This is a genomic window from Chitinophaga sp. NPDC101104, from assembly GCF_050277495.1.
Classification (GTDB): Bacteria; Bacteroidota; Bacteroidia; order Chitinophagales; family Chitinophagaceae; genus Chitinophaga.
On the sequence record NZ_JBNNSF010000003.1, the window covers coordinates 274,853 to 300,301 of the forward strand.

General features: G+C 53.3%; 25 protein-coding genes and 1 tRNA gene. 17 read left to right on the forward strand and 9 right to left on the reverse strand.

The features are described from left to right. Positions 1-7: 7 nt before the first annotated feature. Together ACQKLP_RS22940 and ACQKLP_RS22945 are read left to right on the forward strand one after the other, a co-directional pair. On the forward strand, positions 8-829 hold the full coding sequence (locus ACQKLP_RS22940; protein WP_427325308.1) for a BT_3044 domain-containing protein: 822 nt from the start codon (positions 8-10) through the stop codon (positions 827-829). 199 nt (positions 830-1,028) lie between these two features. Further along, positions 1,029-1,610, forward strand: coding sequence for a hypothetical protein (locus ACQKLP_RS22945; RefSeq protein ID WP_427325309.1), 582 nt, complete (start codon positions 1,029-1,031; stop codon positions 1,608-1,610). 116 nt (positions 1,611-1,726) lie between these two features. Here ACQKLP_RS22945 and ACQKLP_RS22950 read toward each other — a convergent pair. Beyond that, positions 1,727-1,802, reverse strand: a tRNA-Ala gene (locus ACQKLP_RS22950). Between the two features lie 222 nt (positions 1,803-2,024). Here ACQKLP_RS22950 and ACQKLP_RS22955 point away from each other — a divergent pair. From ACQKLP_RS22955 to ACQKLP_RS22970, 4 genes are all read left to right on the forward strand, one after another. Next, positions 2,025-2,399 (forward strand): DUF805 domain-containing protein, encoded by a 375-nt coding sequence (locus tag ACQKLP_RS22955; RefSeq protein WP_427325310.1) that lies wholly within the window; start codon positions 2,025-2,027, stop codon positions 2,397-2,399. Positions 2,400-2,535: 136 nt separating this feature from the next. Beyond that, the gene (locus tag ACQKLP_RS22960; RefSeq protein ID WP_427325312.1) at positions 2,536-3,213 is read left to right on the forward strand and encodes a response regulator transcription factor; all 678 of its coding nucleotides are present in this window, start codon (positions 2,536-2,538) and stop codon (positions 3,211-3,213) included. Between the two features lie 20 nt (positions 3,214-3,233). Beyond that, complete coding sequence (locus ACQKLP_RS22965) at positions 3,234-4,469, forward strand: sensor histidine kinase (RefSeq protein WP_427325313.1); 1,236 nt, start codon at positions 3,234-3,236, stop codon at positions 4,467-4,469. A gap of 78 nt (positions 4,470-4,547) precedes the next feature. Next, positions 4,548-6,038 carry a trypsin-like peptidase domain-containing protein gene (locus ACQKLP_RS22970; RefSeq protein WP_427325315.1) on the forward strand — a complete coding sequence of 497 codons (1,491 nt, stop codon included), beginning with the start codon at positions 4,548-4,550 and terminating at the stop codon, positions 6,036-6,038. A gap of 91 nt (positions 6,039-6,129) precedes the next feature. Here the strand turns inward: ACQKLP_RS22970 and ACQKLP_RS22975 are convergent, their stop codons facing one another. From ACQKLP_RS22975 to ACQKLP_RS22995, 5 genes are read right to left on the reverse strand one after another with little or no spacing between them, the layout of a single operon-like run. Continuing rightward, positions 6,130-6,546, reverse strand: a complete 417-nt coding sequence (locus tag ACQKLP_RS22975; RefSeq protein ID WP_126244105.1) for a response regulator — start codon at positions 6,544-6,546, stop codon at positions 6,130-6,132. After that, complete coding sequence (locus ACQKLP_RS22980) at positions 6,530-7,627, reverse strand: sensor histidine kinase (RefSeq protein ID WP_427325316.1); 1,098 nt, start codon at positions 7,625-7,627, stop codon at positions 6,530-6,532. Before ACQKLP_RS22980 ends, ACQKLP_RS22975 begins: the two co-directional genes overlap by 17 nt. A gap of 22 nt (positions 7,628-7,649) precedes the next feature. Further along, a complete protein-coding gene (locus ACQKLP_RS22985) occupies positions 7,650-9,809 on the reverse strand; it encodes a sensor histidine kinase (protein ID WP_427325317.1) in 2,160 nt (719 codons plus the stop codon). Between the two features lie 57 nt (positions 9,810-9,866). Next, positions 9,867-10,565, reverse strand: coding sequence for a hypothetical protein (locus ACQKLP_RS22990; RefSeq protein WP_126244102.1), 699 nt, complete (start codon positions 10,563-10,565; stop codon positions 9,867-9,869). 28 nt (positions 10,566-10,593) lie between these two features. Beyond that, positions 10,594-11,697, reverse strand: coding sequence for a ThiF family adenylyltransferase (locus ACQKLP_RS22995; RefSeq protein WP_427325318.1), 1,104 nt, complete (start codon positions 11,695-11,697; stop codon positions 10,594-10,596). 565 nt (positions 11,698-12,262) lie between these two features. On the opposite strand from ACQKLP_RS22995, the gene ACQKLP_RS23000 reads away from it, so the two are divergent. Beyond that, positions 12,263-12,991, forward strand: coding sequence for a superoxide dismutase (locus ACQKLP_RS23000; protein ID WP_427325319.1), 729 nt, complete (start codon positions 12,263-12,265; stop codon positions 12,989-12,991). Between the two features lie 169 nt (positions 12,992-13,160). On the opposite strand, the gene ACQKLP_RS23005 is transcribed toward ACQKLP_RS23000, so the two are convergent. Continuing rightward, positions 13,161-14,399: an ArnT family glycosyltransferase gene (locus ACQKLP_RS23005; RefSeq protein WP_427325320.1), complete on the reverse strand. Its 1,239-nt coding sequence runs from the start codon at positions 14,397-14,399 to the stop codon at positions 13,161-13,163. Between the two features lie 113 nt (positions 14,400-14,512). Next, the gene (locus ACQKLP_RS23010) at positions 14,513-15,952 is read right to left on the reverse strand and encodes an LptF/LptG family permease (RefSeq protein ID WP_427325321.1); all 1,440 of its coding nucleotides are present in this window, start codon (positions 15,950-15,952) and stop codon (positions 14,513-14,515) included. A 142-nt stretch (positions 15,953-16,094) separates the two neighbouring features. Between ACQKLP_RS23010 and ACQKLP_RS23015 the strand changes: the two genes are divergently transcribed. Continuing rightward, positions 16,095-16,700, forward strand: coding sequence for a hypothetical protein (locus ACQKLP_RS23015; protein ID WP_427325322.1), 606 nt, complete (start codon positions 16,095-16,097; stop codon positions 16,698-16,700). Here the strand turns inward: ACQKLP_RS23015 and ACQKLP_RS23020 are convergent. Next, positions 16,697-17,077: an START-like domain-containing protein gene (locus ACQKLP_RS23020; RefSeq protein WP_126244096.1), complete on the reverse strand. Its 381-nt coding sequence runs from the start codon at positions 17,075-17,077 to the stop codon at positions 16,697-16,699. The genes ACQKLP_RS23015 and ACQKLP_RS23020 overlap by 4 nt on opposite strands. A 400-nt stretch (positions 17,078-17,477) precedes the next feature. Here ACQKLP_RS23020 and ACQKLP_RS23025 point away from each other — a divergent pair, with 400 nt between their 5' ends. The 9 genes from ACQKLP_RS23025 to ACQKLP_RS23065 all read left to right on the forward strand — a co-directional run bounded on the left by ACQKLP_RS23025 (position 17,478) and on the right by ACQKLP_RS23065 (position 25,284). Beyond that, the gene (locus ACQKLP_RS23025; protein ID WP_074240841.1) at positions 17,478-18,347 is read left to right on the forward strand and encodes a sigma-70 family RNA polymerase sigma factor; all 870 of its coding nucleotides are present in this window, start codon (positions 17,478-17,480) and stop codon (positions 18,345-18,347) included. Between the two features lie 105 nt (positions 18,348-18,452). After that, complete coding sequence (gene ffh / locus ACQKLP_RS23030) at positions 18,453-19,772, forward strand: signal recognition particle protein (protein WP_427325324.1); 1,320 nt, start codon at positions 18,453-18,455, stop codon at positions 19,770-19,772. Positions 19,773-19,896: 124 nt separating this feature from the next. After that, positions 19,897-20,361 (forward strand): 30S ribosomal protein S16, encoded by a 465-nt coding sequence (gene rpsP, locus ACQKLP_RS23035; protein ID WP_126244094.1) that lies wholly within the window; start codon positions 19,897-19,899, stop codon positions 20,359-20,361. 77 nt (positions 20,362-20,438) lie between these two features. Beyond that, positions 20,439-20,960, forward strand: coding sequence for a ribosome maturation factor RimM (gene rimM, locus ACQKLP_RS23040; protein ID WP_427325326.1), 522 nt, complete (start codon positions 20,439-20,441; stop codon positions 20,958-20,960). 13 nt (positions 20,961-20,973) lie between these two features. After that, complete coding sequence (gene trmD / locus ACQKLP_RS23045) at positions 20,974-21,654, forward strand: tRNA (guanosine(37)-N1)-methyltransferase TrmD (protein ID WP_427325327.1); 681 nt, start codon at positions 20,974-20,976, stop codon at positions 21,652-21,654. Positions 21,655-21,739: 85 nt separating this feature from the next. Next, positions 21,740-22,087 carry a 50S ribosomal protein L19 gene (gene rplS / locus ACQKLP_RS23050; protein ID WP_126244091.1) on the forward strand — a complete coding sequence of 116 codons (348 nt, stop codon included), beginning with the start codon at positions 21,740-21,742 and terminating at the stop codon, positions 22,085-22,087. A gap of 184 nt (positions 22,088-22,271) precedes the next feature. Beyond that, a complete protein-coding gene (locus tag ACQKLP_RS23055; RefSeq protein WP_427325328.1) occupies positions 22,272-22,499 on the forward strand; it encodes a Sec-independent protein translocase subunit TatA/TatB in 228 nt (75 codons plus the stop codon). 82 nt (positions 22,500-22,581) lie between these two features. Next, complete coding sequence (gene gatA / locus ACQKLP_RS23060) at positions 22,582-24,030, forward strand: Asp-tRNA(Asn)/Glu-tRNA(Gln) amidotransferase subunit GatA (protein WP_427325329.1); 1,449 nt, start codon at positions 22,582-22,584, stop codon at positions 24,028-24,030. Positions 24,031-24,045: 15 nt separating this feature from the next. Further along, positions 24,046-25,284 (forward strand): lytic transglycosylase domain-containing protein, encoded by a 1,239-nt coding sequence (locus ACQKLP_RS23065; protein ID WP_427325330.1) that lies wholly within the window; start codon positions 24,046-24,048, stop codon positions 25,282-25,284. Positions 25,285-25,449: the final 165 nt, after the last annotated feature.

Here is a 25,449-nt window from a genome sequence, read left to right on the forward strand (position 1 = left end):
GATTCGCATGAGAAAATCATACTGGTCCTGCCTGGCCGCTGCCGCCATCCTGATGTCGGCCTGCGAGAAAGACGCCACGCAGGGAGAATTATACAAAAAACAGGTGTACATGGTGCGGAGCGGCGTGCTCAGCGCAGATGTCATGTTCGGTGCCGAAAACCCTGCCTTCGTGAGCGTGTACGTCAGCGGCGTGGCGCCAAACGACCGCGATGTGAACGTGGGGGTGGAAGTGGTGCCCCGCATCGTCGATAGCCTCAACGACATCGCTACCACTGGCACTACACTGTACACACCGTTGCCTGCGGCCAATTACAAGATCAGCAACATGTCGGTTACCGTGAAATCGGGAGAAGAATACGCCCGTCTTCCGTTCACGATCACGACCCATGGCCTCGATGCCAGGAAAGATTATGTGCTGCCTGTCAGCATCGCGCGGTCGTCGGAATTTGAGGTCGTCCAGGACAAGAAGTGGGTGCTGTATCACCTGGTGTTCAATAACCAGTTCTCCGGCGCTTACAGCATGACCGGCCTTCTCGGGGCGGAGAGCATCGGGAAGGAGAAAACCCTGCGCGCGATGTCCGAAAATTCGCTGGAAATGTATGCGGATAAGGTGTTTGAAGATACGGTGAATGCGAAATACAACATCCTGCTGACGATTGCGGCCGACCGGTCGGTGACGCTGACTTCCGGCATGGAGATTACCGCAACGGGCGTCAACAAATATCTGCCGGACACGAAGACTTTTCTGTTGGATTATACCTATAAAGACCCTGTTTCCGGCGAGCTGAAGCGCGTGCAGGAAACGTTGGTGAAGATAGCACAACCTTGAGTCATACAGTCGTTTGATAAAACGAAGCGCCCCTTCATATGCTGGTCCACAAAGGAAATTCAGTATAGGAAGGGGCGCTTTCAACGACAGAGTAATTGCCCGGTTATTTCAATTTCCGGGCTTTAAATGAAATTCTTTTGGCTGTGTCGGAAAAGGCGGATATCAAGTAACTTTAATTATTACGTCAAATCCGATACTTATGGAGCAAACAAAATCTTTCGTCCGCGAAGAAGCCTTCAAATTGAAGAACGCCCTGGAAAATTTCATTGAATCTGGAGTGAGAAATGAGCATTCTTTTGACATTCACTGCGAAACATTAAGCAATTATTTGATAGCGCCCGTTGACACATCTGATCAGTTTAAAGATTTATTTGATAATCTAAAGACGATGAACGGCCCTTGCATCTATTGGGTTGATATAGTTGGTCAGGAGGTGACTAATATGGAAATAGTTGATGCAATGAGAAAATATAATGATAGTAGCAGGGAGGTGGGGAAAGGCAGGCAGCTACCCGTTATTTACAAGCGCATCAGGAATTCAAGGACGCTTTATGTTGGAAAAGTGAATAGTGGGATATGGGCAAGGATTCTTACCCATATGGGGTATCATTTAAATGGAAATTTGCAGGGGCTTCAGCTTTACCATTGGGCAAAGGACCTGGGATTGGTGGTCAGATTTAATATTATGGAATTCGACGGCGGATGTATGCGGTTATTGCCGGTTATCGAATATGAGATTGCCCGGCAAAAAAGTCCGCTGATCGGTTCTCATTCAAGTTAGTCTTACTACGCTACGGCAAATCAGCGAACCATTCGAAATTGGAATCTTTTGGCGAAATTTCTTAATCTGTGCATAAAACAAAAAAGCCTTTCAGATTTTTCTGAAAGGCTTTTTCCTGGTGGAGGATAGGGGAGTCGAACCCCTGACCTCTTGCATGCCATGCAAGCGCTCTACCAACTGAGCTAACCCCCCTTGCGTGAATGGAGTGCAAAAATAGGGGCTTTTTTCAAAATTCAAAAAAAATCTTTTGCAATTTTTCGGGCCGCCGATTTTCTTCACGTTCCCGGTTGTTTTTTCATACCGGGAATATTGGCCTCCGGTGATCCAAATCCCCGCTTCCGCGGATTTCCCTTCATTAGCAGGTGCGGCCACCGGTATTTTGCCCCGGATAATTTTAAAACCAATCCTGCAACTATGAAACAACACGTAATCACGGTATTCAAAAAATCCACCGACTTCAACGGCCGCGCCAGCCGCGCCGAATTCTGGTGGTTCTTCCTTTTCAATCTCATCGTTTCCTGGGGGATCTCTTTCGCAGGGGCGTTCGTGCTTCCTGCCGCCTTGCTCTCCATCGTCAGCCTCGTCGTTACGCTGATATTCATCCTGCCCGGTGTGGCCGTTATGATCCGCCGCGCGCACGATGTGAACAAAAGTGGATGGTACATGCTCATCCCCATTTACGGGCTCATCCTTGCGATCACGCAGGGCGATCAGTCGGAAAACAAATACGGCCCCGACCCCTACAATCCAGACCCTTCCTTCGATTTCGAACGCAATCCGGCCAAATAAGCCAACCCCGCAACTTTACCGGAAGCCCCGCCGCCGCGGGGCTTTTTTTATTCCCGCCGGGCATCCCTCCCCCAAAATATAGCCATAACATCTCCCATCCCCCACCGCCGAAATTCCGTATTTTCATCCCGGAATTATGAAGATCCTCATCATCGAAGACGAAAAAGCCCTCGGCCAAAGCATCTCCGACTACCTCCAGGCGGAAGCGTACACCTGTGAGCTGGTCGCCGATAAACACTCCGCCCTGCAGCGCATCGAATCCTTCGACTACGACTGCATCCTCCTCGATATTTCCCTGCCAGACGGAAACGGCCTCCAGGTGCTCAAAGCCCTCCGCGAAAACAACAAGACAGACGGCGTCATCATCATTTCCGCGCGCGACGGCATCGAAGACCGCATCCACGGCCTCCAGCTCGGGGCAGACGATTACCTCGTCAAACCATTCCACCTCTCCGAACTGAGCGCCCGCATCGCCGCCGTCATCCGCCGCAGGCGCTTCTCCGGCTCTTCCATACTCGAAGCCGCCGGCCTCACCGTAGATACCGCCGCACGGACGGTCCGCGTTGGGAATCAACCCGCAGACCTCACCCGCTCGGAATACGACCTGCTCCTCTACCTGCTCACCAACCGCAACCGCGTAGTGTCCAAACACGCGATAGCAGAGCATTTGTCGGGTGATGGGGAAGGACTGTTCGATAATTACGATTTCATCTACGCCCATATGAAAAACCTCAAGAAGAAACTCATCCAGGCCGGGTGGACCGATCATATCAAAGCGGTTTATGGCATGGGGTACAAACTCGAAACGCCCTGACACGTTAAAAAGTTTCACCGATGAAGTTGCTCAACAAAACCCTCCAATATTATTTCTGGCTGTCGATCGTGCTCCTCATGGTCGCGATCCCGGTCTTTTATTACGTGCTGCAACGCATCGTGCTATCTAACATCGACGCCAGTCTCGTTGCCACCAAAACGCAGCTCATCCCGCGGCTCCGCGTCATGGAAATTGAGCCGGAAGCGCTGCAACCCCAGCTGGACGATGGCGTTACGCTCGAAAAAGCGCCCCGCCGGCCCGAAAGCGATTCGCTCTACACGTCCGATAAATACCGGCTGCTCACGTCTTACCTCGTCATCAACCAGGAAACGTACCGGCTGCAGATCAAATCGTCGCTGGCAGACCATCAACGGCTGATCGGGAGTATCATCGTCTTACAATCCGTACTGCTGATATTGCTGTTGTCGGGATTGTTGCTCATCAATCAATCGCTGGCGAAGCGCATCTGGAAGCCCTTTTACCAGACGCTTCGCAAGTTGCGGGCGTATAAGGTCGACGATCCGGCGCCGCTGCAACTGGCGCCATCGGGCATCAGCGAGTTCGGGGAACTGAATTCGGCGGTGGAGCAGCTGGCGGAAAGAAGCCGCCAGTCCTATCTTTCCCAGAAAGAATTCGCGGAAAACGCGTCCCACGAATTGCGGACGCCGCTGGCGGTTTTCCAGGGAAAGCTGGAAATGCTCATGCAAACCACACCGCTGTCCGAAGAGCAGGCCGCGCTCATCAGCGAACTGGCGGACGCCAGCCACCGGATGACGCGGCTGAACAAGGGGCTCCTCCTGCTCACGCGCATCCAGAACGGGCAATTCCCCGACACGGCAGCCGTGCTGGTCCGCGAAACGGCGCGGCATCTGCTCGCGCAATACGAGCCGCAGATCGCACAGAAAGGGCTGCAGGTGGAAGAAGACTGGCTCGATGAATTGCCGGTGAACATGAGCCCCAACCTCCTGGAAGTGCTGCTGGGCAACCTGCTGTCTAACGCCATCCGGCACAATCTGCCCGGCGGGAAGATCGTGGTGAAGGGCGCCAACGGCATGCTGACCGTCAGCAACACCGGCCAGGCGTACCCGCTGCAGGAAGACCGCATCTATCAGCGTTTTGCCAAGAACAGCAAGGATGCGGAGTCTTTGGGCCTGGGCCTGGAGATCGTCCGCAAGATCTGCGATCTCTACGGTTTCGAAGTGAAATACAGCTGGGAGAAAGGCATGCACAACTTCCAGGTGATAATGAAAAGTTAAAATCGTTCCCCGCTTCCCCGATATTCAGAAAGTATTCAGAATGCCACGGCAGTTTTACACCATAAAACTCTGGATACTATGATCAATAAGAAACTCATTGCAGGCCTCCTCATCGGTGGGGCCGTGGTAGCCGGCGGATTCGTCCTCAGCGGCAAATCCGGCAGAATTTCGGACGGTATCGGCTTCGGAAACCCTCAACCCCTCATTCAAACAGCATATACAGGCCCGGCTTCGGCCCAGCCTACTGATTTTGAAAAGGCGGCAGGGAACGCGGTGCCCTCCGTCGTGCATATCCGCACGGTCGTGAAAAGCAGGCAGGTAGCCCAGCAAGATCCGTTCGAAGGGATGGATGACGACATTTTCCGCCGGTTCTTCGGCGAAGGCGGCGGCCGCCGGCAATTCAGCACCCCCGAACAGCGGGCTTCCGGATCGGGCGTGATCATCAGCGAAGATGGTTACATCGTCACCAATAACCACGTGGTGAACGGCGCCTCCGAGATTGCGGTTACATTGACCGACCGTAAAAACTACAAGGCAACGGTAATCGGTTCCGATCCCAATACCGACCTGGCCCTCATCAAGATCGACGCGAAAGGCCTGCCCGCCATACCGGTCGGCAACTCTGACGACGTGCGACTGGGCCAATGGGTGCTGGCCATCGGCTATCCCCTCAACCTCGACGTTACCGTAACGCAGGGCATCATCTCCGCCAAATCGCGCAGCATCGGCATCAACCGCCAGGGTTCCGCCCCGGTGGAAGCCTTCCTGCAAACGGATGCGGCCGTGAACCCCGGCAGCAGCGGCGGCGCGCTCGTGAACACGAACGGGGAACTGGTGGGCATCAACTCCGCCATCGCTTCGCCCACGGGATCTTACGCGGGATACGCATATTCCATCCCGTCTAACCTCATGAAAAAAGTGATCAACGACATCAAACAGTTCGGTAGCGTGCAGCGCGGTTACCTGGGCATCTCCATGGCGCCCGAGAACCTCGACGATGCACAGAAGAAAGAGCTCGGCATTACCGCCAGCAATACAGACGGTGTGTACGTGATGGATACCGATCCTTCCGGCGCAGCGGCAGCGGCCGGTGTGAAGAAGGGGGACGTGATCACGAAGGTGAACGGCGCGGCGGTGAATTCCGGTTCGGAACTGTCTGAACAGATCGCAAGGCTCAAGCCCGGCGATAAAGTGGCGATCACACTGCAACGTAATGGCAGTGAACAGCAATTAAGTGCAACATTGAAAGGTAAGCTCGGCAATATGGCCGCAGGCAATGGTGCTTCGGTAAGCGCACTGGGGGCTGATTTTGCAGCCCTCTCACGCCAGGATGCAGCCAGGTTGGGCATTGCAGGCGGCGTGCAAGTGAAATCCATCGAAGAAGGCGGCCTGCTCGACCAGCAAACGAACATGAAGGAAGGATTTGTAATTACCCGGGTGGGCGGCATCGCCGTGCGCACGGTAGACGAGCTGAAAGCGGCCCTGGCGCGTCAGAACGGCAATTACCAGATCGAGGGTACGTATCCCGGCAGTGGAAAAGCTTATTATTACGGCATCAACGAAAACTAGGAAGGAATTGTAACCAGGGGGTCCGTTTTCCGGGCCCGTGCCCGGGGAACATATATGGCTTCTTCATCTCGCATGAAGAAGCCTTTTTTATTTACTGATCGCGGAAAATGCCCTCTATGACGTCTTTCAGCTCTTTGGGCTGCAAGGGCTTCTTGAGCAGGCGGATCACCATCGGGTTGGCGTTGGTGCGGGAAATATCGCCGAAGTCGAGGGAAGAGGAAACCATAATGATGTAACACTGGTTCTTGATCTTCTGCGGATAGGAGTCGAAGGAACGGAGGAATTCGAACCCGTCCATTTCCGGCATCTGGATATCGAGGAGGATGACGGTGGGCGGGATGTGGGGGAGGGTAATGTTGCTGGACAGGAATTCCAGCGCTTTGTTGGCGTTGCTGAAGGAAAGGATCGTCCGGCTGATCTGCTGAATGGATATGAGCCTTTCATGCAGGAGCAGATCGATATCGTTATCGTCGATTAATATTACGCGGAGATCAGGTATCGAATTCATTTCTGTTCGGAATGGTAATTTCAAATTGCGTGCCTTCTCCGTAACGGGAATCTACGCCGATGGTGCCCCCGATCTTGTTGAGGGCTTCTTTTACAATATACAGGCCAATACCGCTTCCGGGTTTGTTGTTGTTCTTGGAGCGGAAGAACATTTTGAAAATGTTGCTCAGGTGCTCGCTGAGTATCCCGATCCCGTTATCTTCTATCCTGATCGTGGCTTTATGCGGCTCTACCTTCACCGAAAGGTTCACCTGCGGGGAGGTCTCGTCCGGCTTCTGATATTTAACGGCATTGCTGATCAGATTGTTCAGGATAACGCTGATCCGGAAGAAATCGCCCTTGAAAGGCACCGGCTGGTCCACATTCACATTGAAACCGATGTTGGTATTCTGATGCTTGAACGTGTCGATGCTTTCGTTCAGCAGGGTTACAAAATCGATTTTCTCATACTCCAGGTCCAGCCGCGAATTCCGGTAATATTCGATGATCTTCTGGATGAAACTGTCCAGCCGCGTGATGCATACTTCGATCATCCCCATATACCCCTGCGGGTCGGTCATCGTGTTATCGAGCCGGCTGAGGTTGATGATGCCCTGCACGCTCATGAGCGGTGCGCGGAGGTCGTGCGAGGTGGAATAGATGAACCGGTTCAGTTCGTCGTTCGTCTTTTCCAGTTCCGCCACTTTTTCCTTCAGCTGCTTGCGGGCGGAATAGATTTCGTATGCATTGTTGATGGTTTTGAACAGCTCGTGCTCGTCCCAGGGTTTTTTGATGTAGGAGAAGATGTGCCCCTTGTTGATGGCGTCGATGATATCTTCCACGTCGGTATAACCGGTCAGGAGGATGCGGATGGGGTCTGGCAGCAAATCCTTGATCTCGTTGAAGAATTCCACACCGGTGGTAGTGGGCATCTTCTGGTCTGCTATGATGATGTGAACTTCGATTCCTTTCAGTACCTGCATGCCTTCGGCGGCAGAACTGGCGGTATATATCTCGTAAGTTCTGCGGAAATTCGCGCGGAATGCATTAAGGTTATGTACTTCATCGTCGATGTACAAGATCCTGATACGGTTATTTTTCATGTAGGGTTCTTTCTGCTTTTATTTACGCATGACTCTGAGCGATAGGCACATTCTGGGGTAAATATATGATAAATTCCGCTCCGTTTCCGGGTTCGGAATTTACCACGATCCTTCCGTGGTGCTTCTCGATGATGCTAAATACGATGGATAGCCCGAGGCCCGTGCCTTCACCGACGTCTTTGGTCGTGAAGAACGGCTCGAAAATCTTTTCCTTTACCTTGTCAGACATGCCGATGCCGCTGTCTTTGATACTGATGCTCACCATCTTGTCGGCTTCCAGCCGCGTTTTGATCGTGAGCCGCTCGTCTCCCTGGTCCGGCTTCATCTTGATGGCGTTCAGCGCATTGTTGATGATATTGAGGAACACCTGGTTGAGCTTGCCGGCGAAGCATTCGATTTTCGGCAGTTCGCCGTAATCGTAATGTACCGTCACGTTCTTGGGGATATTGTTGCGGAGCAATACCATGGTGGAGTTGAGGCCTTCATGGATGTCTACCGATTTGAGGTCGCTTTCATCGAGGCGGCTGAACGTCCGGAGGCCTTTCACGATCTCTGCGGTACGGTTGGCGCCGTCTTCGATCCCTTTGATGAGGGTGTCTATCTCCTCATGCAAATACCCGATATCGATCTGCTGCTTGAACCGTTCGATCTCCGCCAGTTGCCCGGCCACGTCGTCTCCCGGCCGGATGGTGTCGTATTTTCGCAGCAGGGTGCGGATGTCCTCGAAATCGAGCTTCAGCGGCTTGATGTTGGACGTTACGAAGTTGATGGGATTGTTGATTTCGTGGGCGATGCCGGCGGTGAGCTGACCGAGCGAGGCCATTTTCTCCGATTCCACCAGCTGCGTCTGGGCGCTTTTCAGGTTGGTGAGCGCCTTGTTCAGTTCGCCGTTGGAAGTTTGCAGCGCCTCGGTGCGTTCGGCCACTTTCGCTTCCAATATCACGTTCTGTTCGCGCACCAGCTGCTCGTTTTCCTGGGAAATACGGAGCGCCACCGCCTGGGATTCCTCCTTCTCCTTCCGGTAAATATTGATCTTGTTGGCCAGCGCGAAGGAAAGCAGGGTTACCTCCGCCGCAGAGCCCACCTGCAGGGCGTAATACGTGAAGTCGTTATACGGCAGGATATTGAAATTCCGCAACACGAAAATACACACGCTCGCCAGGAATATCCCCCAGGCCACGAGGAAGTAAGCCGCCGGCCCGTATCCTTTCCGCCATACCTTGAAGCCCACGAAGATCGCCAGCAACGAAGCCGTCATGGCGATGATCTGCGTCATCATGTTGGCCACGAAGTGATTGTCCATCAACGTGGGAACGAGCGCCAGCGAATAGGCGACCACCACGCCGGTGAGGAGTTTATGCCCCAGTTTGTACTTTTCACGGGTATGCAGGAACGACTGTATGAACAGCGCCGCTGTGATCCCGTTGAAGACCGGGATGAGCAGCGTGTCGTGCATGGCCAGCCATGGACTGTTCGGCCACAGGAACCGGAATGTATACCCTTGCTGCGAGGCCTGCGTGAGGCCCACGCAGATGATATAGCTCACGTAAATGAGGTAACTGTTGTCGCGCACCGTGAGCCAGATGAAGAAGTTGTATAGCGCCATCACGAGGATGATGCCGGCGTACAGCCCGAAGATGAAGTTACGCTCGGTGTTCTTGGCGAAGAGCGTCGACTCCGCGCCGAGGTACATGGGCAGCTGGGCCTGTTCGCCCGCGCGGATCTTCAGGAAATATTCACGGGTCTGCCCCTGCTGGATATCGAGGGGGAAGATGTAGTTCTGATGGTTGATGGGGCGTATCTTAAAAGGCTGGTACTGGCCGAGTTCGGTCACTTTGTACCCTCCGTCCGGGAGCACTTCGTACAGCGAGATCTCGTCGATCGTGGGGTATTCCACTTCGAGGAGGAGCCGGGTGATGGTCGTGGCGTTGGTGACGTGGATGCGGGCCCAGCTGGTGAAGGGCGTGATCTGGAGATTGGGGACCCTGCTGCCGGAGTGCCGGAATTCCTGCTTGCGCACCTGGTCGATGGTAAGCTCGTTGGAACTGTCGATATAAAGGTCCAGGTATTCGCCTACCTGCAAAAGCTGGGCGCTGTCGCGGAATACGACGGGCGTCTGTGCGCGGGTCGTCAATTGGGCAGCAAGGGTAAGCAGGATCAGGGCGAATAAACGTATAGACATTTTAGTTCACGATTGTTATATAGTCAGGCGGCAAATTCCGCAGCAAACATACTGATTTTAAGGAACCATTTGTGGGAGGCCCAACATGTAATTGACTTCGAAGGTCCCTTTGGGCCCTGTTTCGGTGCGCACCTGGTTGGGATTGCTCCGCAGATCGGCGATGAGCGCCTGCTCCGAGGGATCGGCGCTGGCCAGCTCGTGGTTGTCGCGGATGATCATCGCCGTTGCCACCAGATCGTCTTTCGGGTAATAAAACACCCCTTCGTTCCCCAGCGACGTGTCGATGACCGCGCCTACGCGCTTGGCGCCCCTCACCGTTACCGGTGCGCAAAGTACGTGTACGTTGCCCACGGGCAGCTGCGTGGTGAGCGCGACGCAAACCCTGCTGAGGATGAGGCTCCCGATGCCCATGCCCGCCACCTCCTTGGAGTTCCACAGCCCGCAGATCTCCGCGCTGCCGGGCACCACGTCCGTATACACTTTCGGATCGTACTTGCCCACCGCCATTTCGATGGGGAGGGGGAGTACGCCGTCCGCAATCTGGACCCGGGCGCCACCGTAGGTTTTGGTGCCTGTTTCGTCTTCCACGATCACCACCACCGTATTGCGGTGGCTGATCCAGTCCACATTGCCGGATGTGATCTTGTGAATGCCGAAGTAAATCTGCAACAGCTTACTATGGCCTTCGTAAAATCGCATGGCTGCTTCCGGGTCGTCTGGTGCGAAAAATGCCCTAACGTTGATCGGTGCGCTCATTGATTGCTTCGTTTAGTTAATTTGGGCGTTATTGAATGAGTTGATCGAAATCCACATAATATCTGCCGGAGCTTTTCAGCTGGTCCAGCAATATCCTCCGGCAGGTGTCCGTCACCAACGCCCCGCCCAGCATAACGGAGGAGGCCAGTTGCGGCCAGGTGGTGATGGTTTTGCCGATCTCTCCCAGCGAATATTTCATGCGGGGGCTCATGTCTGCCATACCCGCCATCGGCCCCAGGATGGGAATCTTTTCCTCGTTGCTCAAATGTTTCAACATGCCCAGGTCTTCGATAGGAGGGATGAGCCCGTGCAACAGGGGATATTCCGGGTCGAGGTCGAACCGCTCGATGTCCAGCATTCCGCGGTCGTTGGTATCCATTACCACGGGTATGCGGTGTTTGCGGGCCTTCTGGCGACTGAGGATCTTCACGTCCACCCCGTCGCATTCCTCCACCAGGATGTCCAGCTTGCCGCCGCCGGTGAGAAAATCGTCCAGGTTCGCTTCCGTAGCCCCGTCCAGGTACACTTTCACCTGGATATAAGGGTCCATTTCCACGATCTCCCGCGCCGCCACGATCACTTTGGGCATCCCCAGGTTGTCGACGGTCGTGCGCAGGCGGTTCATGTTCGTCAGTTCCACATCGTCGAAATCCGCCAGCCGCAATTCCCCGCAAATCCGCTCCATGGCCAGTGTGAGGGCGATGGTCTGGCCTACGGAAAGACCGATGACGCCAATTTTCTTCTCCTGCAGCACATCTCTTTCCGCCGCCGTGATCTTGTGCATGTTCCGCGAAGTGCGGAGCGCGATGAATTCTTCTTTTCCCAGCAGGTGCACCAACTTGGCCGTCCACGGGTAAAATACCCAAACGCCGTACTGGTCTTGCGGAACGCCGTTCAGGTGCGCTTCCACGGCCGCAACCGTTTCCGCTTCCGACAGCCGGCGCGTCGGGTGCTGGACTTTCACCAGTTCCCGGAGCTGACCGGCCAGCTCATCATATACCCTTATATGCGGTTGCGCCTGCAGCAATTGCTGCAGTGCTGCCTGATCTGCAGCCCGGTCCGGGTAGAAAAATACCGGGGTGTAGGTGATAGGCGCCGATTGTGTCTCTTGTATGCGTTCCTTTAGTGTCATACTGCCGCTACGCTCGATTTTCTTTTTATGATTTATTGCCTGTGCTCTGATACTTATATCCAAAAATCAAATTCCGCCCGGCTTCGTTTCGGCTGCCGGCCGGTTTAATTTATTGCATTCAACCGTTTGCATAACCCCAACGGCCGGGAATCCTGTGTCACCTTTTCCTTTTTCAGGAAACAGGGGTATTAACTAATGAACTTGAATGGAAAAGAATGGCGCTTGATTTGACTTTTAAGGGGAGATGGACGATGCCCGGATTTCGCCGGATTTGGCAGTCAGGCTCGCCTGCGGCATACCTTTCGTACCGTCGGGGACTGATCCTGGCTCCAGGGATAAATGGCTTCATCTTTTCAAAATGATTAAGTACACTACAGCTTACACATGAATATAAAAGTAAAATAGCAATTAATTTCAAATTAAACGAGAAACGAAGGCTTTATTTTGCAGTAACCTTAAAATAATGGCCTCCTTAGCCGCAAATTAATAAAACGCCCGTCATTGGTGTAATATTTGCATGGTTTTACGGTGGAAATAATAGATTTGTAATAATAATATGTTCAGTATGAATAAGAGAGAATTCATAAAACTGGCCGGACTGGCCGGCGTGGCTGCGATAGCCAATCCGTCCGGGCTTTTCGCCGCAGGGGAGCAGAATAAAGACCTCCTCGCCGCCAAAGCCCCGTTCGAACTGCCGCCCCTTCCGTATGCCGCCGGCGCGCTGGAGCCGAATATCGACCAGCTCACCATGGAAATCCATCACGGGAAACACCACGCCGCTTATGTGAAAAATCTGAACGATGCCCTGAAGTCGAGCCCCCTCGCCTCCAAATCCCTCGGTCAGATCCTGTCCGCCGTTACCGCGGCATCGCCTGCCATTCGTAACAACGGCGGCGGCCATTACAATCACTCCCTTTTCTGGAGCCTGCTGTCGCCCACCAAAACGGAACCCTCCGCTAAACTGAAATCCGCTATCACCGCGGCTTTCGGGTCAGACGAGGCCTTCCGCCAGCAATTCGGCGACGCCGCCAAAGGCGTGTTCGGCTCCGGATGGGCCTGGCTTATCGTGAAGAAAGGCGGGCAACTCGCCATCACTTCCACCCCCAACCAGGACAATCCGCTCATGACCCACCTCGCCAAAGAACCCGGAACGCCCATTCTGGGCCTCGACGTCTGGGAACACGCCTATTACCTCAAACACCAGAACAAGCGCCCCGACTATATCGCGGCCTTCTGGAACGTGGTAAACTGGGAAAAAGTGAGCGCGCTCTACGAAGAAGCACTGAAGAAATAAGGCCCCCGGCCCAACATATGCCCGCGACCGTTGCCCCGCGCAGCGGTCGCTTTTTTTATGGCCGTCCGCCGGCAATTGCAGGTAGTTTCCCGGCCTGGCGCCCCAACATAAGAAAAAAGCCCGCACCTTAAAAATGGTACAGGCCCTTCATTACTTTACTTGTAAAAGATCACTTTTTCGTTTCGACAGCCGTGCCCTGCGGCGCCAATCGCACCTTATCCCCGAAACTCACCGCCGCCAGTGTAATCAGCAACATCCCGCCGAAAAGCAGCAGCATCAACCCTTCCTGCGCCCGCTTCTTCGCCACCATCGCTGTTCCCACGGCCGTGAAGATCATATACAAAATGCCATACGCCATCTCCGCGATATGCCAATCCGCATCCGGCCGGAAACAGGTCGGCAGCAGCTCGGGGTGATATTTGCCCGCCAGCGGCAGCAACGCCAGCATCAACCCTCCGCCGATGCCCAAAATGCCCAGCAGCGCAAGGTTCCACGGCCGCAGCCGGAGCCGCCCCTCCACCACACGGTGCACCTGCACCGCCGCCAGGTACGCCAATGGCAAATGCAGCAACGACGCACTTTCCAGCGGTGCGCGCATCACGGAAAGCACCAGCAGTCCCGTCCAGAACAACGCCCACATCCACCACGACATATCCCTGTTTTCCGCCGGCTGCGCCAGGTAAATAGACCGCGTGCGAGCGGTCTGCAACCAGGTCAGCGCAAACACCAGCACCGGGAAACAGGCCACCATGGCCAGCCAGTGCAGCGAAAACGAATGGCCGGCCGACGAATACGGCTGGATGCGAAGCCCCGTCAGCCCGCCGCGCCAGCCCAGCCAGGCATAGTACCAGCCTGCAGTCACCGCTGCAATCATGACGATAAATAACAGCTGTGGCCATTTCAAACCGGTATGGAACCGCTTCCAGGTCCAGTAGACCAGCCCCGTCAACGCCCAGATGACAGGCGCCACGAGCCCGGCAGACAAGGTCGCGATCCCCAAACCCACGCCCGACAAAGCCGCCGCGCGCCAGGGCGACGTGCTCCACGACAGGCGGTAAGCCAGGTAAATAGAAAGAAAAAGGAAATAATTGCCCCAGATCATCGGCGCATCGCTCCTGAACAACAGTTGCGGCAGCCAGGAACCCACCAGCACCAGGGCCCACCACATCCCGAAACGCTCATCGTCGCGCCGCTTCCCGAGCTGGAAACAGGTGAGCACGGTCAAAATGCCCGCCAGCGCATTGGGAACGCGCGCAGCAAAAGGACCTTGGCCGAAAACCGCTTCCGCAGCGGATTGTAGCCATCCGTACAGCGGTGCGTCCGCTCCAGGCACAAGGCCCGTCCGGAATAAAACAGGAAAAGGAAGGAACAGCAGTGCTGCCGCCAGAACTGTCAGGATTTGCTTCATCAGTGGATATGGTTTGCCGGTCTCTCGGGCCGTTCAACGGTAATAACGCCATTTTCCCCGCCGGTAGTGCCCCGGCCGGAAAAAGCTGTTACCGCATCAACCGTGCCGCAAACTCAGGCGGGCTGTTTTTTGAAGCGTTTTTGCCATTCCTTTTTCACGCGCTGGAAGAAGCGGTAGTAGAATTCCTTGTTGAAAAGCTGGCTGTCGTTCATGGCCTTGTACACCAGGAAAGCCGAAATGGGCAACAATACGATATTGGCGAGCCACATGCCGCTCCAGGAAGCCATAACTTCCCTTCTGGCCATTTTTTCGCCGGTCATGAAGAAGATGTTGAAGATGACGAAGAAGATCACCGCAAACACGAGCGGCGTTCCCAGCCCGCCTTTCCGGATGATGGACCCCAGCGGCGCACCGATGAGGAAAAGCACCACGCAGGCCGCGGCCAGTGAGAATTTGCGCTGCCATTCCACCTTGAAAAGCGATATTTTTTCCTTATTGTCGACGTAATCTTTGGAAGAAGTGGAAAGGCTCGACTCCGATTCCCGGAGGTTCGATTCCACCCGCTCGATCACGTACCTGCGGCTGGCTTCAGGGATCGAATTGAAAAAAGTGTCCGTAGCCAAAGGCTTCACATTGGCCGCCCAGCCCGTGTCTTTCCACTTGTAGAACGGATACCGGGTGGTCACATAGGCGTTGACGGTGCGGACGATGGAAGAATCGATACGGCGGAGCGAATCGATACCGTAATCCAGCTGGCGGACGTTCAGCATCTGCTGGTTGCTGGCGAAAAGGTCCATCGGCAGGCGGTCGAACGCGAACGTCTGGAGGTCGAACGGTTTGATGTATTTCCTGAACCCGAGCCGGATCAACTCATTGCCTTGCTGGGCGCGGGTGTTGCCGCGTTCTTCATATCGCCAGCCGTTATAGAGCGTAAAAAGGAGGAAGCGTTTATCGGCCGACAGTTCCATGGTGCCTTTTTCGGCGAGGATGATGCGCGGGTTTTTATCGCCCAGGGAGTTTTCGTAGATCATCACCTGGTGGATGGTCTTGTTATCCGCTTCTTTCTTCGCTACTTTGATGGTGTATCCAGGTATATCGCCGTAAAACACGCCCTGTTTGATGTTGAAGGCGGGCTTGGAATTGGTGATATCGTAGAGGAGCGATTTGGCGCGGAGGTTGGCGATGGGGATGATGTAGTTGGCGAAAAGGAAAGCGCCGATGCCGATGCCGATGGAAAGGATGAGCAGGGGGCGGATGAAACGGAGCAGGGAAATGCCCGCCGATTTGATGGCCACGAGCTCGAAGCTTTCGCCGAGGTTGCCGAAGGTCATGATGGAAGAAAGGAGCACGGCCAGCGGAAGCGCAAGCGGAACGAGGCTGGCACTGGTATAGATGAGCAGCTCCATGATCACCGGCGTGTCCAGCCCTTTGCCCACGAGATCGTCGATATACTTCCAGACGAACTGCATGATAAGCACGAACAGCGTCACGAAAAACGTGGCGATGAATGGGCCCACGAAGGTTTTGATGATCAGTTTATCGAGTTTCTTCACGAATCGGCGAATGAAAAATAAAACGGTAAAATGTAAAAAGGCCTGGTTTTCAGCTTATTTTTGAAAAGCGGCCGCACAAAGTTAATACGAATCCCGACAGGAGGAACAGCGGCCCGCCCAAAAATTGGTTAATATTTTCGGCATGGAAGACTACAGGCTTACGGAAAGCGAAATGGCACTGGCGGCAGACGCGGAGATCATCCTCACGAAAAACCGGGTGATCGAAAAGGTATATGCGATGTTTGGATCGCTGCAATCGGCCATGGAGGCGGATAAGACGATCGGGGGATGGGAGCTTGAGGGGGCGCAGCCGCCGAAGATCTCGCGGGGGGAACAGTACCTGGGCCTGCCGTACGTCATGCTCGACTATCCCCGTGCTTTCTCGCGGAACAGCATATTCGCCTGCCGGACGTTTTTCTGGTGGGGGCGCTATTTCAGCCTCACGCTGCACCTGGCGGGGGAGGAGCTGGAGCGCCGGCGCGGGGCGCTAACGGGCATGCACGAACGGCTCGCATCCGCAGGATGGTACGTTTGTGTGAACGACGATCCCTGGCAGCATCATTTCGGGGAAGACAACTATCGCGCGGCTTCCACGCTCACGGAGGAGCATTGGAAAGGCATCCTGCAACAGCCCTTCGTTAAAATAGCAAAACAGTGTAAGTTGACAGATTGGGAAAATATCCTGCCCGTTGCGGCGGTAGAATATGCATCGCTGCTGGGCTGGTTGGGAGGTTCCTCAGATAGTTAGTTGCCGATACGGTGGAAAAGGTCCTTGATCTGGTAATCCCAGAGCTGGCTTTGGTCCGCCACTTCTTTCTTCTCTGCGAAATCCTTGATTACCAGGATTGTCATGTTCGTTACTTCGGAGATCCGAATCCTGAATTCGAAATACTCGTTTTTGGGAGCATGTGTCCAATGTAAGCGGATAAACTCGTCTTCTTCCTGTTCCAGCACTTCTGCTTCCTCTGCGGAACCATTCCAGGAAAACGAAAAAACATTATCCCGGAAATCCACTTTGTCGGCAAACCACTCCTGCAAACCAGCAGGGGTCGACAAAAATTCATAAAGAATACTTGGGGAGCACCGCACCGGATATTCTAACTCATATTGCACTTTCTTTGACATCGCACTGTATTATTATAGAAATCAAAATCATCTGCCTGCAATTATAGAAAATTATTTATTCTATCAAAATAAATTTTGAAAAACATTTTCCCGCCTAAAGCGCTCATTTTCACGATTTATAACAAAATGGAATATAAAAATATTTAATTATGTATTTTGCGATTGAAGAAACGGTTAAACCAACCCCGTTTTCCACACCCCGGCAATCATAGGTGAATCCAGCATCAGTGCCGGTTAATGCGGCATAACACGAACGGATTATCACCAACAATCGATTTTGCTTGAAAAGGATTCAATGGTTAGTAATTTTTTTTGGGTCGTATCTAAAAAAAGTTATTTTTGTTGGGCATTCTTCTAAATTAACTTATTAATAACCTGTAACTGTTCCCGTGCTATGTCAATGCGCCAACTAAAAATCACGAAGTCCATCACGAATCGTGAGTCCCAGTCGCTAGAAAAGTATTTGCAGGAGATCGGCAAAGTGGATCTCATCACGCCGGAAGAAGAAGTGAACCTGGCGATCCGCATCAAGCAGGGCGACCAGCGCGCGTTGGAAAAGCTCACCAAAGCCAACCTCCGCTTCGTGGTGTCTGTAGCCAAACAGTACCAGAACCAGGGCCTTTCCCTTTCAGACCTTATCAACGAAGGCAACCTCGGCCTCATCAAAGCCGCACAGCGCTTCGATGAAACCCGCGGTTTCAAATTCATATCATACGCCGTTTGGTGGATCCGTCAATCCATCCTCCAGGCCCTCGCAGAGCAGTCGCGCATCGTGCGCCTCCCGCTCAATAAAGTAGGCCTTTCCAACAAAATCAGCAAAGCCTACTCCCAGCTCGAACAGGAATTCGAACGCGAGCCCTCGCCCGACGAGCTCGCCACCATCCTCGAAATCAACACCGAAGAAGTGGAAGCCACCCTCGGCGTTGCCGCCCGCCACGTGTCTATGGACGCTCCGTTCATCGACGGTGAAGACAATTCCCTGCTCGACGTGCTCGAGAATCCCAATGCCGTCAGCGCAGACGAGGAGCTCGATCACCACGATTCCCTCCGCCGCGAGATCGAACGCTCCCTTTCCACCCTCACCGACCGCCAGAAAGACGTGATCATGCTCTATTTCGGCATCGGCGTGGAACATCCCATGAGCCTCGAAGACATCGGCGAAAAATTCGGTCTCACACGCGAACGCGTACGTCAGATAAAAGACAAGGCCATCACCAAACTCCGCACCACCTCAAGAAGCAAACTGCTGCGGAATTATCTCGGTGGCTGATTTTTTTCCCGCGAACGCAACAAAAACTTATTTTTGCAGTCCAAATGGTGAATATTCGAAATATTCACCATTTTGCATTTTTAAAGATCATACCAGCTTACCAATATGTTTGAATCATTATCAGAGCGGCTCGAGTCGGCCTTTAAACAACTAAAGGGCGAAGGTCGTATCTCGGAAATCAATATCGCCACTACCGTGAAAGAGATACGCCGCGCCCTGGTGGACGCGGACGTGAACTACAAGATCGCCAAAGACTTTACCGATAAAGTAAAAGACAAAGCCCTCGGCGAAAAGGTGATCACCGCCATTTCTCCCGGCCAGCTCATGGTGAAGATCGTGAAAGACGAACTGGTGGAACTGATGGGCAACACCGAAGTGGAACTGGAGCTCAAAGCCAATCCCACCGTGATCCTCATCGCCGGCCTGCAAGGTTCCGGTAAAACCACTTTCTCCGGTAAACTGGCCAATTTCCTCAAATCCAAAAAGAACAAAAAGCCCCTGCTCGTTGCAGCGGACATATACCGCCCCGCGGCGATCGACCAGCTGCAGGTACTCGGCGGCCAGATCGGGGTGGAAGTGTATAGCGAGCCCGAAAATAAAAATGCCGTTCAGATCGCGGAAAACGCCATCAAACAGGCGAAAGCCAACGGCAACAACGTCGTGATCATCGATACCGCCGGCCGCCTGGCGGTCGACGAAGTGATGATGACCGAAGTGAGCAACGTGAAAAAGGCCGTCCAGCCCCAGGAAATCCTCTTCGTGGTGGATTCCATGACCGGCCAGGATGCGGTGAACACTGCCAAGGCCTTCAACGAAAAGCTCGATTTCTCCGGTATCGTGCTCACCAAGCTCGATGGCGACACCCGCGGCGGTGCGGCCCTCACCATCACCTACACGGTGCAGAAACCGATCAAGTTCGTGTCTATGGGCGAAAAGCTCGACACGCTCGACGTTTTCTACCCCGAACGTATGGCGCAGCGTATCCTCGGCATGGGCGACATCACCACCCTCGTGGAGCGCGCACAGGCCCAGTTCAACGAAGAACAGGCCAAAAAGCTCGAGAAGAAGATCCGCCAGAACCAGTTCGATTTCGACGACTTCAAGGAACAACTGCAGCAGATCAAGAAAATGGGCTCCATCAAGGATTTGCTCGGGATGATCCCCGGCGTAGGCAAAGCCGTGAAAGACCTCGATATCAGCGACGATGCGTTCAAGGGCATTGAGGCCATGATCAACTCCATGACGCCCGCGGAGCGCGCCAATCCCGATCTCATCGACGGAAGCCGCCGCCGCCGCATCGCCAGGGGCGCAGGGAAGGAAATCGCCGACGTCAACCAGTTCATGAAGCAATTTGAACAAATGCGTCAGATGATGAAAATGATGAATAAGATGCCTGGAGGAGCCAAAGGGCTGAAAATGAAATAAGTAAAATAGCGGCAAAAGTGAAAAGTGAACTTTTATTTTGTAAAATTCATTTTTAGCTATACATTTGCTGCCCCAATAGAAACAATTTTTTTTCACCACTCGCAAAAAATAATTCGACTTATTTATGCCAGTTAAGATCAGATTACAGAGACACGGCGCCAAGAAAAGACCTTTTTACTTTATCGTAGTGGCTGATGCCCGCGCGCCCCGTGATGGTAAATTCATTCAGAAAATCGGTACCTACAACCCGCTGACCGTACCGGCTTCTATCAACATTGACACGCAGAAAGCGCTCCGCTGGCTGCAGAAAGGTGCTCAACCCACCGACACTGTTCGTAGGATCCTGTCCTTCAAAGGCGTTCTGTACCTGAAACACCTGCTCCGTGGTGTGAAACTCGGTCTGTTCGATGAACCTACCGCTTACACCAAATTCGAGCAATGGCAGGCTGATCACGAAGAAAAAGTGACCGCCCGCCGCGAAAGCCAGAAAAGAGTAGTACGCGCTGCCACTCCGGTAGTACGTAAAGTTGAGGACGCAGCTCCGGCCGCTCCCGCCGCTGAAGAAGGCGAAGCACCGGCAGAAGCATAATCCGCTGTATAACACATTTCAAAAAGGGAAGATTTGCTCGCAAAGATTCCCTTTTTGCTTTTTTATCACACCTGTTCATGGCGAACTATTTCAATATCGGCAAACTGGCCGCCGTTCATGGCACCGACGGGGAATTCCTGCTGAAGCACAGCCTCGGCAAACGGTCTTCCCTTAAAGACGTGCCCGCTATTTTCATCGAAGAGCGGAAAAACAGTTTCCTGCCTTATTTCGTGCAGAAAGCCAAAGCCAAGGATGCGGAGCATATTTACGTCAAACTGGAAGGGATAGACAGCCGCGAGGCCGCAAGGGCCTATTTGCAGAAAGGCGTGTACCTCCAGGAAGAAGATTTCCAGGCGCAGGCTTCCGGCCAGGCGCCCCTGAGCCTCCTGGGCTTTACGGCGCAGGATGCGGAACATGGGGTGCTGGGAACGGTGGACGAGATCATCGAAATGCCGCACCAGCTGCTGGCCCGCGTCACCTATAAGGAAAAGGAAATGCTGCTGCCGCTGAACGAACAGACCATGTTGAAGGTAGACCGCAAGGGCAAGGTGCTCCATCTCGAACTGCCGGCCGGCCTGCTGGACATTTATTTAGGGTAACAGAAATAACGTTATGCGGATAGACATCATTACCGTACAGCCCGATCTGCTGGAGAGCCCGTTCTCCCACTCGATCATGAAAAGGGCGAGAACAAAGGGCCTGCTGGAGGTAAACATTCATCAATTGCGCGATTTTTCTACCCTGAAAAACAACCAGACCGACGATTACCAGTTCGGCGGCGGGGCAGGAATGGTGATGATGATCGAGCCGCTGGTGACCGCGATCGAATCGCTGCAAAAAGAAGTGACCTACGACGAGATCATCTATATGACGCCCGACGGGCAGCAATTCAACCAGAAAACGGCCAACCGGCTGTCGCTCAAAGGGAATCTGCTGATCATCTGCGGGCATTACAAGGGGATCGACGAGCGGGTGCGGGAGCATTTCGTGACGATGGAGATCTCGATCGGCGATTTCGTGCTGTCGGGCGGCGAACTGGCCGCAGCGGTGGTGGTGGACGCGATCGGGCGGCTGTTGCCCGGGGTGCTGAACGACGAAACTTCGGCCCTTTTCGACTCGTTCCAGGACAATATGCTGGCGCCGCCGGTGTATACGCGGCCGGAAGAGTTTCGGGGCTGGAAAGTGCCCGCGGTCCTCATGAGCGGGGACCACAGAAAGATAGACGAGTGGCGGCACGACGAGGCCCTGAAACGGACAAAAGCCCGCCGGCCGGACTTGTTGGACCATGATTGAATCAAATAAATTTTAAAAAACCGGGAAAAGGTGTTGGTTATTGGATATTCTTCCTTACCTTTGCCGTCCTAATAATAATTGAAAGATGAACGCGATTTCTTTTGTTCACGAGCAGTTGACTGCTAACAAGCAATTTCCGAAGTTTAAAGCCGGTGACAACGTTACCGTTAACTATAAGATCGTTGAAGGAAACAAGGAGCGTATCCAATCCTTCAAAGGTGATGTGGTAAAGATCCAGGGTACTGGTTTCACGGCTACTTTCACTGTTCGTAAGATTTCTGACGGGGTGGGTGTTGAAAGGCTCTTCCCGCTGTATTCTCCCAACATCGACGGCATTGTGCTGAACAAAGTTGGTAAGGTAAGAAGGGCTAAACTGTACTTCCTGCGCGAGCGCCAGGGTAAAGCTGCCCGTATCAAGGAAAAAAGGGTTTAGTATTTTATACAGGGAAATTAGTATGCGGGGATCCGGAAGGATTCCCGCTTTTTTTGTTGATAGACAGGCCGTTATGAAGAGATGTGAAGGAGACCTTAAAACTCGATTAAAGTGGGGGATAAGGGTTGCGAAAGCCCAAATAAACGTTATCTTTGTTAGCTGAACATTTATAAAAAACTGAGAAATGACTGCTATTTTCGTTAAATCACCTTTTTTACTTTTCCAGGAACTCGGTATGACTGAACTGATCCTCATCGCCGCAGTGGTATTGCTGCTTTTTGGCGGCAAAAAAATTCCCGAACTGATGCGCGGCCTGGGTAAAGGTATCCGTGAGTTCAAGGATGCAAAAGACAACGTGCGCCGCGAAGTGGAAGAAGGGATGCGTGAATCCGAAGTTAAAAAACAGGCTTAATCCAAGCTCCCGCGACTAAATAGCAGGTGCAGAGCCGATTTTTGCAGAGATCTACCATTGTAAGATTTAAACTGGTTTGGGTTTGACTGAATACAGCAGTATATCGTCTTTTCAGGAGGCGCTGTATGCCGGGAAAGCGAACTGCGAGGAAACGGTACGGATGTACCTTGACCGCATCGAGCAGACCCGTCATTTAAACGCATACCTGGAAGTTTTTACGGAAGACGCCCTCCGGCAGGCGCGTTCCCTGGATGAAAAGATCCGGAATGGGGAGCGGCCCGGTTTGCTGGCGGGCGTTGTCGTTGGCATCAAGGACGTTATTTGTTATAAGGGGCACGCCGTGAGTGCGGCGAGCCGGATACTGGAGGGTTTTGAGTCCCTCTACAACGCCACGGCCGTGGAAAGGCTCCTGGAAGCAGGAGCTATCATCATTGGCAGGCTCAATTGCGACGAGTTCGCGATGGGATCTACCAATGAGAATTCCGCTTACGGGCCTACGCTCAATGCGCTCGACGAGACGCGCGTGCCCGGGGGCTCCTCCGGCGGTTCGGCAGTGGCGGTACAGGCGGGTTTATGCCATGTGAGCCTCGGTTCCGATACCGGGGGCTCCGTGCGCCAGCCGGCCGATTTCTGCGGCATTGTGGGCCTCAAGCCCAGCTATGGCCGTATAAGCCGGCATGGGCTCCTGGCCTATGCTTCCTCGTTCGACCAAATTGGCATTTTTGGCTCGAATATTGCAGATGTTGCCAGAGTTTTGCAAGTCATAGCCGGTCCCGATGCCTATGATAGCACGGCCTCACAAAGTGAAGTGCCTCAATATCAATTAAGTACCGATCTGCACAATAAAAAGCGCAAATTCGCGTATCTAAGGGATGCCCTCCATCACGAGGGCCTGGACCCGGAAATGAGGGGAGGATTTGAAAGTTTCTTTGAACAGTTAAAGGCGGAAGGTCATACCGTAGAACCGGTTGATTTTGAATACCTTGATTTCGTGGTAGCGGCATATTACGTGCTTACTACCGCCGAAGCATCGAGTAACCTGAGCCGGTACGACGGGGTCAAATATGGCCACCGGACGCCGGAAAAGGGTATCGATCTGACCGATTTTTATCGAAAAAGCCGGTCTGAAGGCTTCGGGAAGGAGGTAAAAAAACGTATATTGCTGGGAACCTTCGTGCTGAGCGCCGGATATTACGACGCTTATTTCACGAAAGCGCAGCAGGTACGAAGGCTGGTGGTGGAAAAGATGCAGGCGATTTTGCAGCGTTACGATGCCATCCTGTTGCCGACAGTACCGACGACCGCGTTCAAAATCGGGGAGAAAATGGATGACCCGATCGCGATGTACCTTGCCGATATTTACACAGTGCTGGCCAACCTCACAGGGGTTCCGGCGATTTCCGTTCCTTTGACCAGGCATTCCAACGGGATGCCATATGGCCTACAGATCATAACGAGAGAATTAGACGAGCAGAACTTGTTAGAAATTGCGCAAACCATGTTGCAGATGCAACAAGTAGATACAGTTTAAAACAAACCAACGCGTATGACGAAAGTCTTTTTACTTCTATCATTGCCGGCTTTAGTGGGGAGTACCAGTGTGGTTGCCGCCAGCGTTGAGGTGAATAAGGAGATGGTGTACCCGATCCAGGATGCATCCGCCGATACCTCCGTTACCTTAAAAAAGACCGCGCACCTGCCGAAAGACACAACGGTGCACGGGGCTCCTGCCAGCGTTTCGGTAAAAAGAGCTGCCCAGGCTCTTCCGTCTGTTATCAGTACTCCGAAGGTGTACGAACAGATGAACAATAATTTCGTAAAAAATTATATCAACGATTATGCCACCCGTTATTCCCAGCACCTCGCGGTAATGGTAGAACGGTCTGCGCCATACTTCGTGATGATCGAAAAAGTATTCGTTGACCACGGCATTCCCGAGGAAATGAAATACCTCGCCGTGATCGAATCCAGCCTCCTGCACAACGCCCGCTCCCGCGTGGGCGCCGTGGGCATGTGGCAGTTCATGAGCGGTACCGCCCGCATCTTCGGGCTCAACGTCGGTAAAAAAGTGGACGAACGGAAGGATATCTATAAATCCACCGTGGCTGCCGCCAAATACCTCAATGAGCTCTATGATCAGTTCGACGACTGGTTGCTGGTAGTTGCCGCATACAATTGCGGCGCCGGCGGCGTTCAGCGCGCACAAAGGATCAGCGGCCGGAGCGATTTCTGGGGCATCCAGTATTTCCTGCCCGCAGAGTCCCGCTCCCATGTATATAAATTCATCGCCACCGGTTATATCCTCGACAGGTTCAACACCTTCTTCGGCGTCGGCAGCAATTACACGGCCAACGTGCCTTTGCCCAATGCCAGGATGAGCACCGCCGCCGAATTCAGAAAAGCGGCCCCCCTCACCGAAGAAGATATGTTCAACACCGTTGAGTTCAATATCTCCGGCAAATACCGGCTCGAAGCCATCGCCAAAAAACTTGCGATGGAAACCGACGAACTGGAAAGGCTCAACCCCGGCTTCTCACAGGCCATCGCCGGAGAATCCAACAGCTACGACCTCCGCGTTCCGAAAGAGAAAATGAAACTCTTCCAGGCCGAAAAAGAGGAGATCCTCAAAGAATCCCTCCAAATGACGCTGGACGACAAGGCCGCCACCGTTGACAGAAGCAGGTTCCCTGCACCGGTGAAAAAGCCTGAGGTGAAAGCGCCCGTTAAAAAGCCCGTCGCCAAAAAAGCACCGGCGAAAAAACGGACCACTACCCGGAAAAAATAACATCACTCCGATATTGTAAAAGCGCCATGGCAACATGGCGCTTTTTTTGTGCAGCAATCGACCGCGATGAAGTAGGTTGGTTTTCTTGGTCATACTATCGCTTCGCTTGTTAACCTGGGAATCAGCAAATTGATAGCTTCGTCGATGTTCCATGGGGAGTTTGGT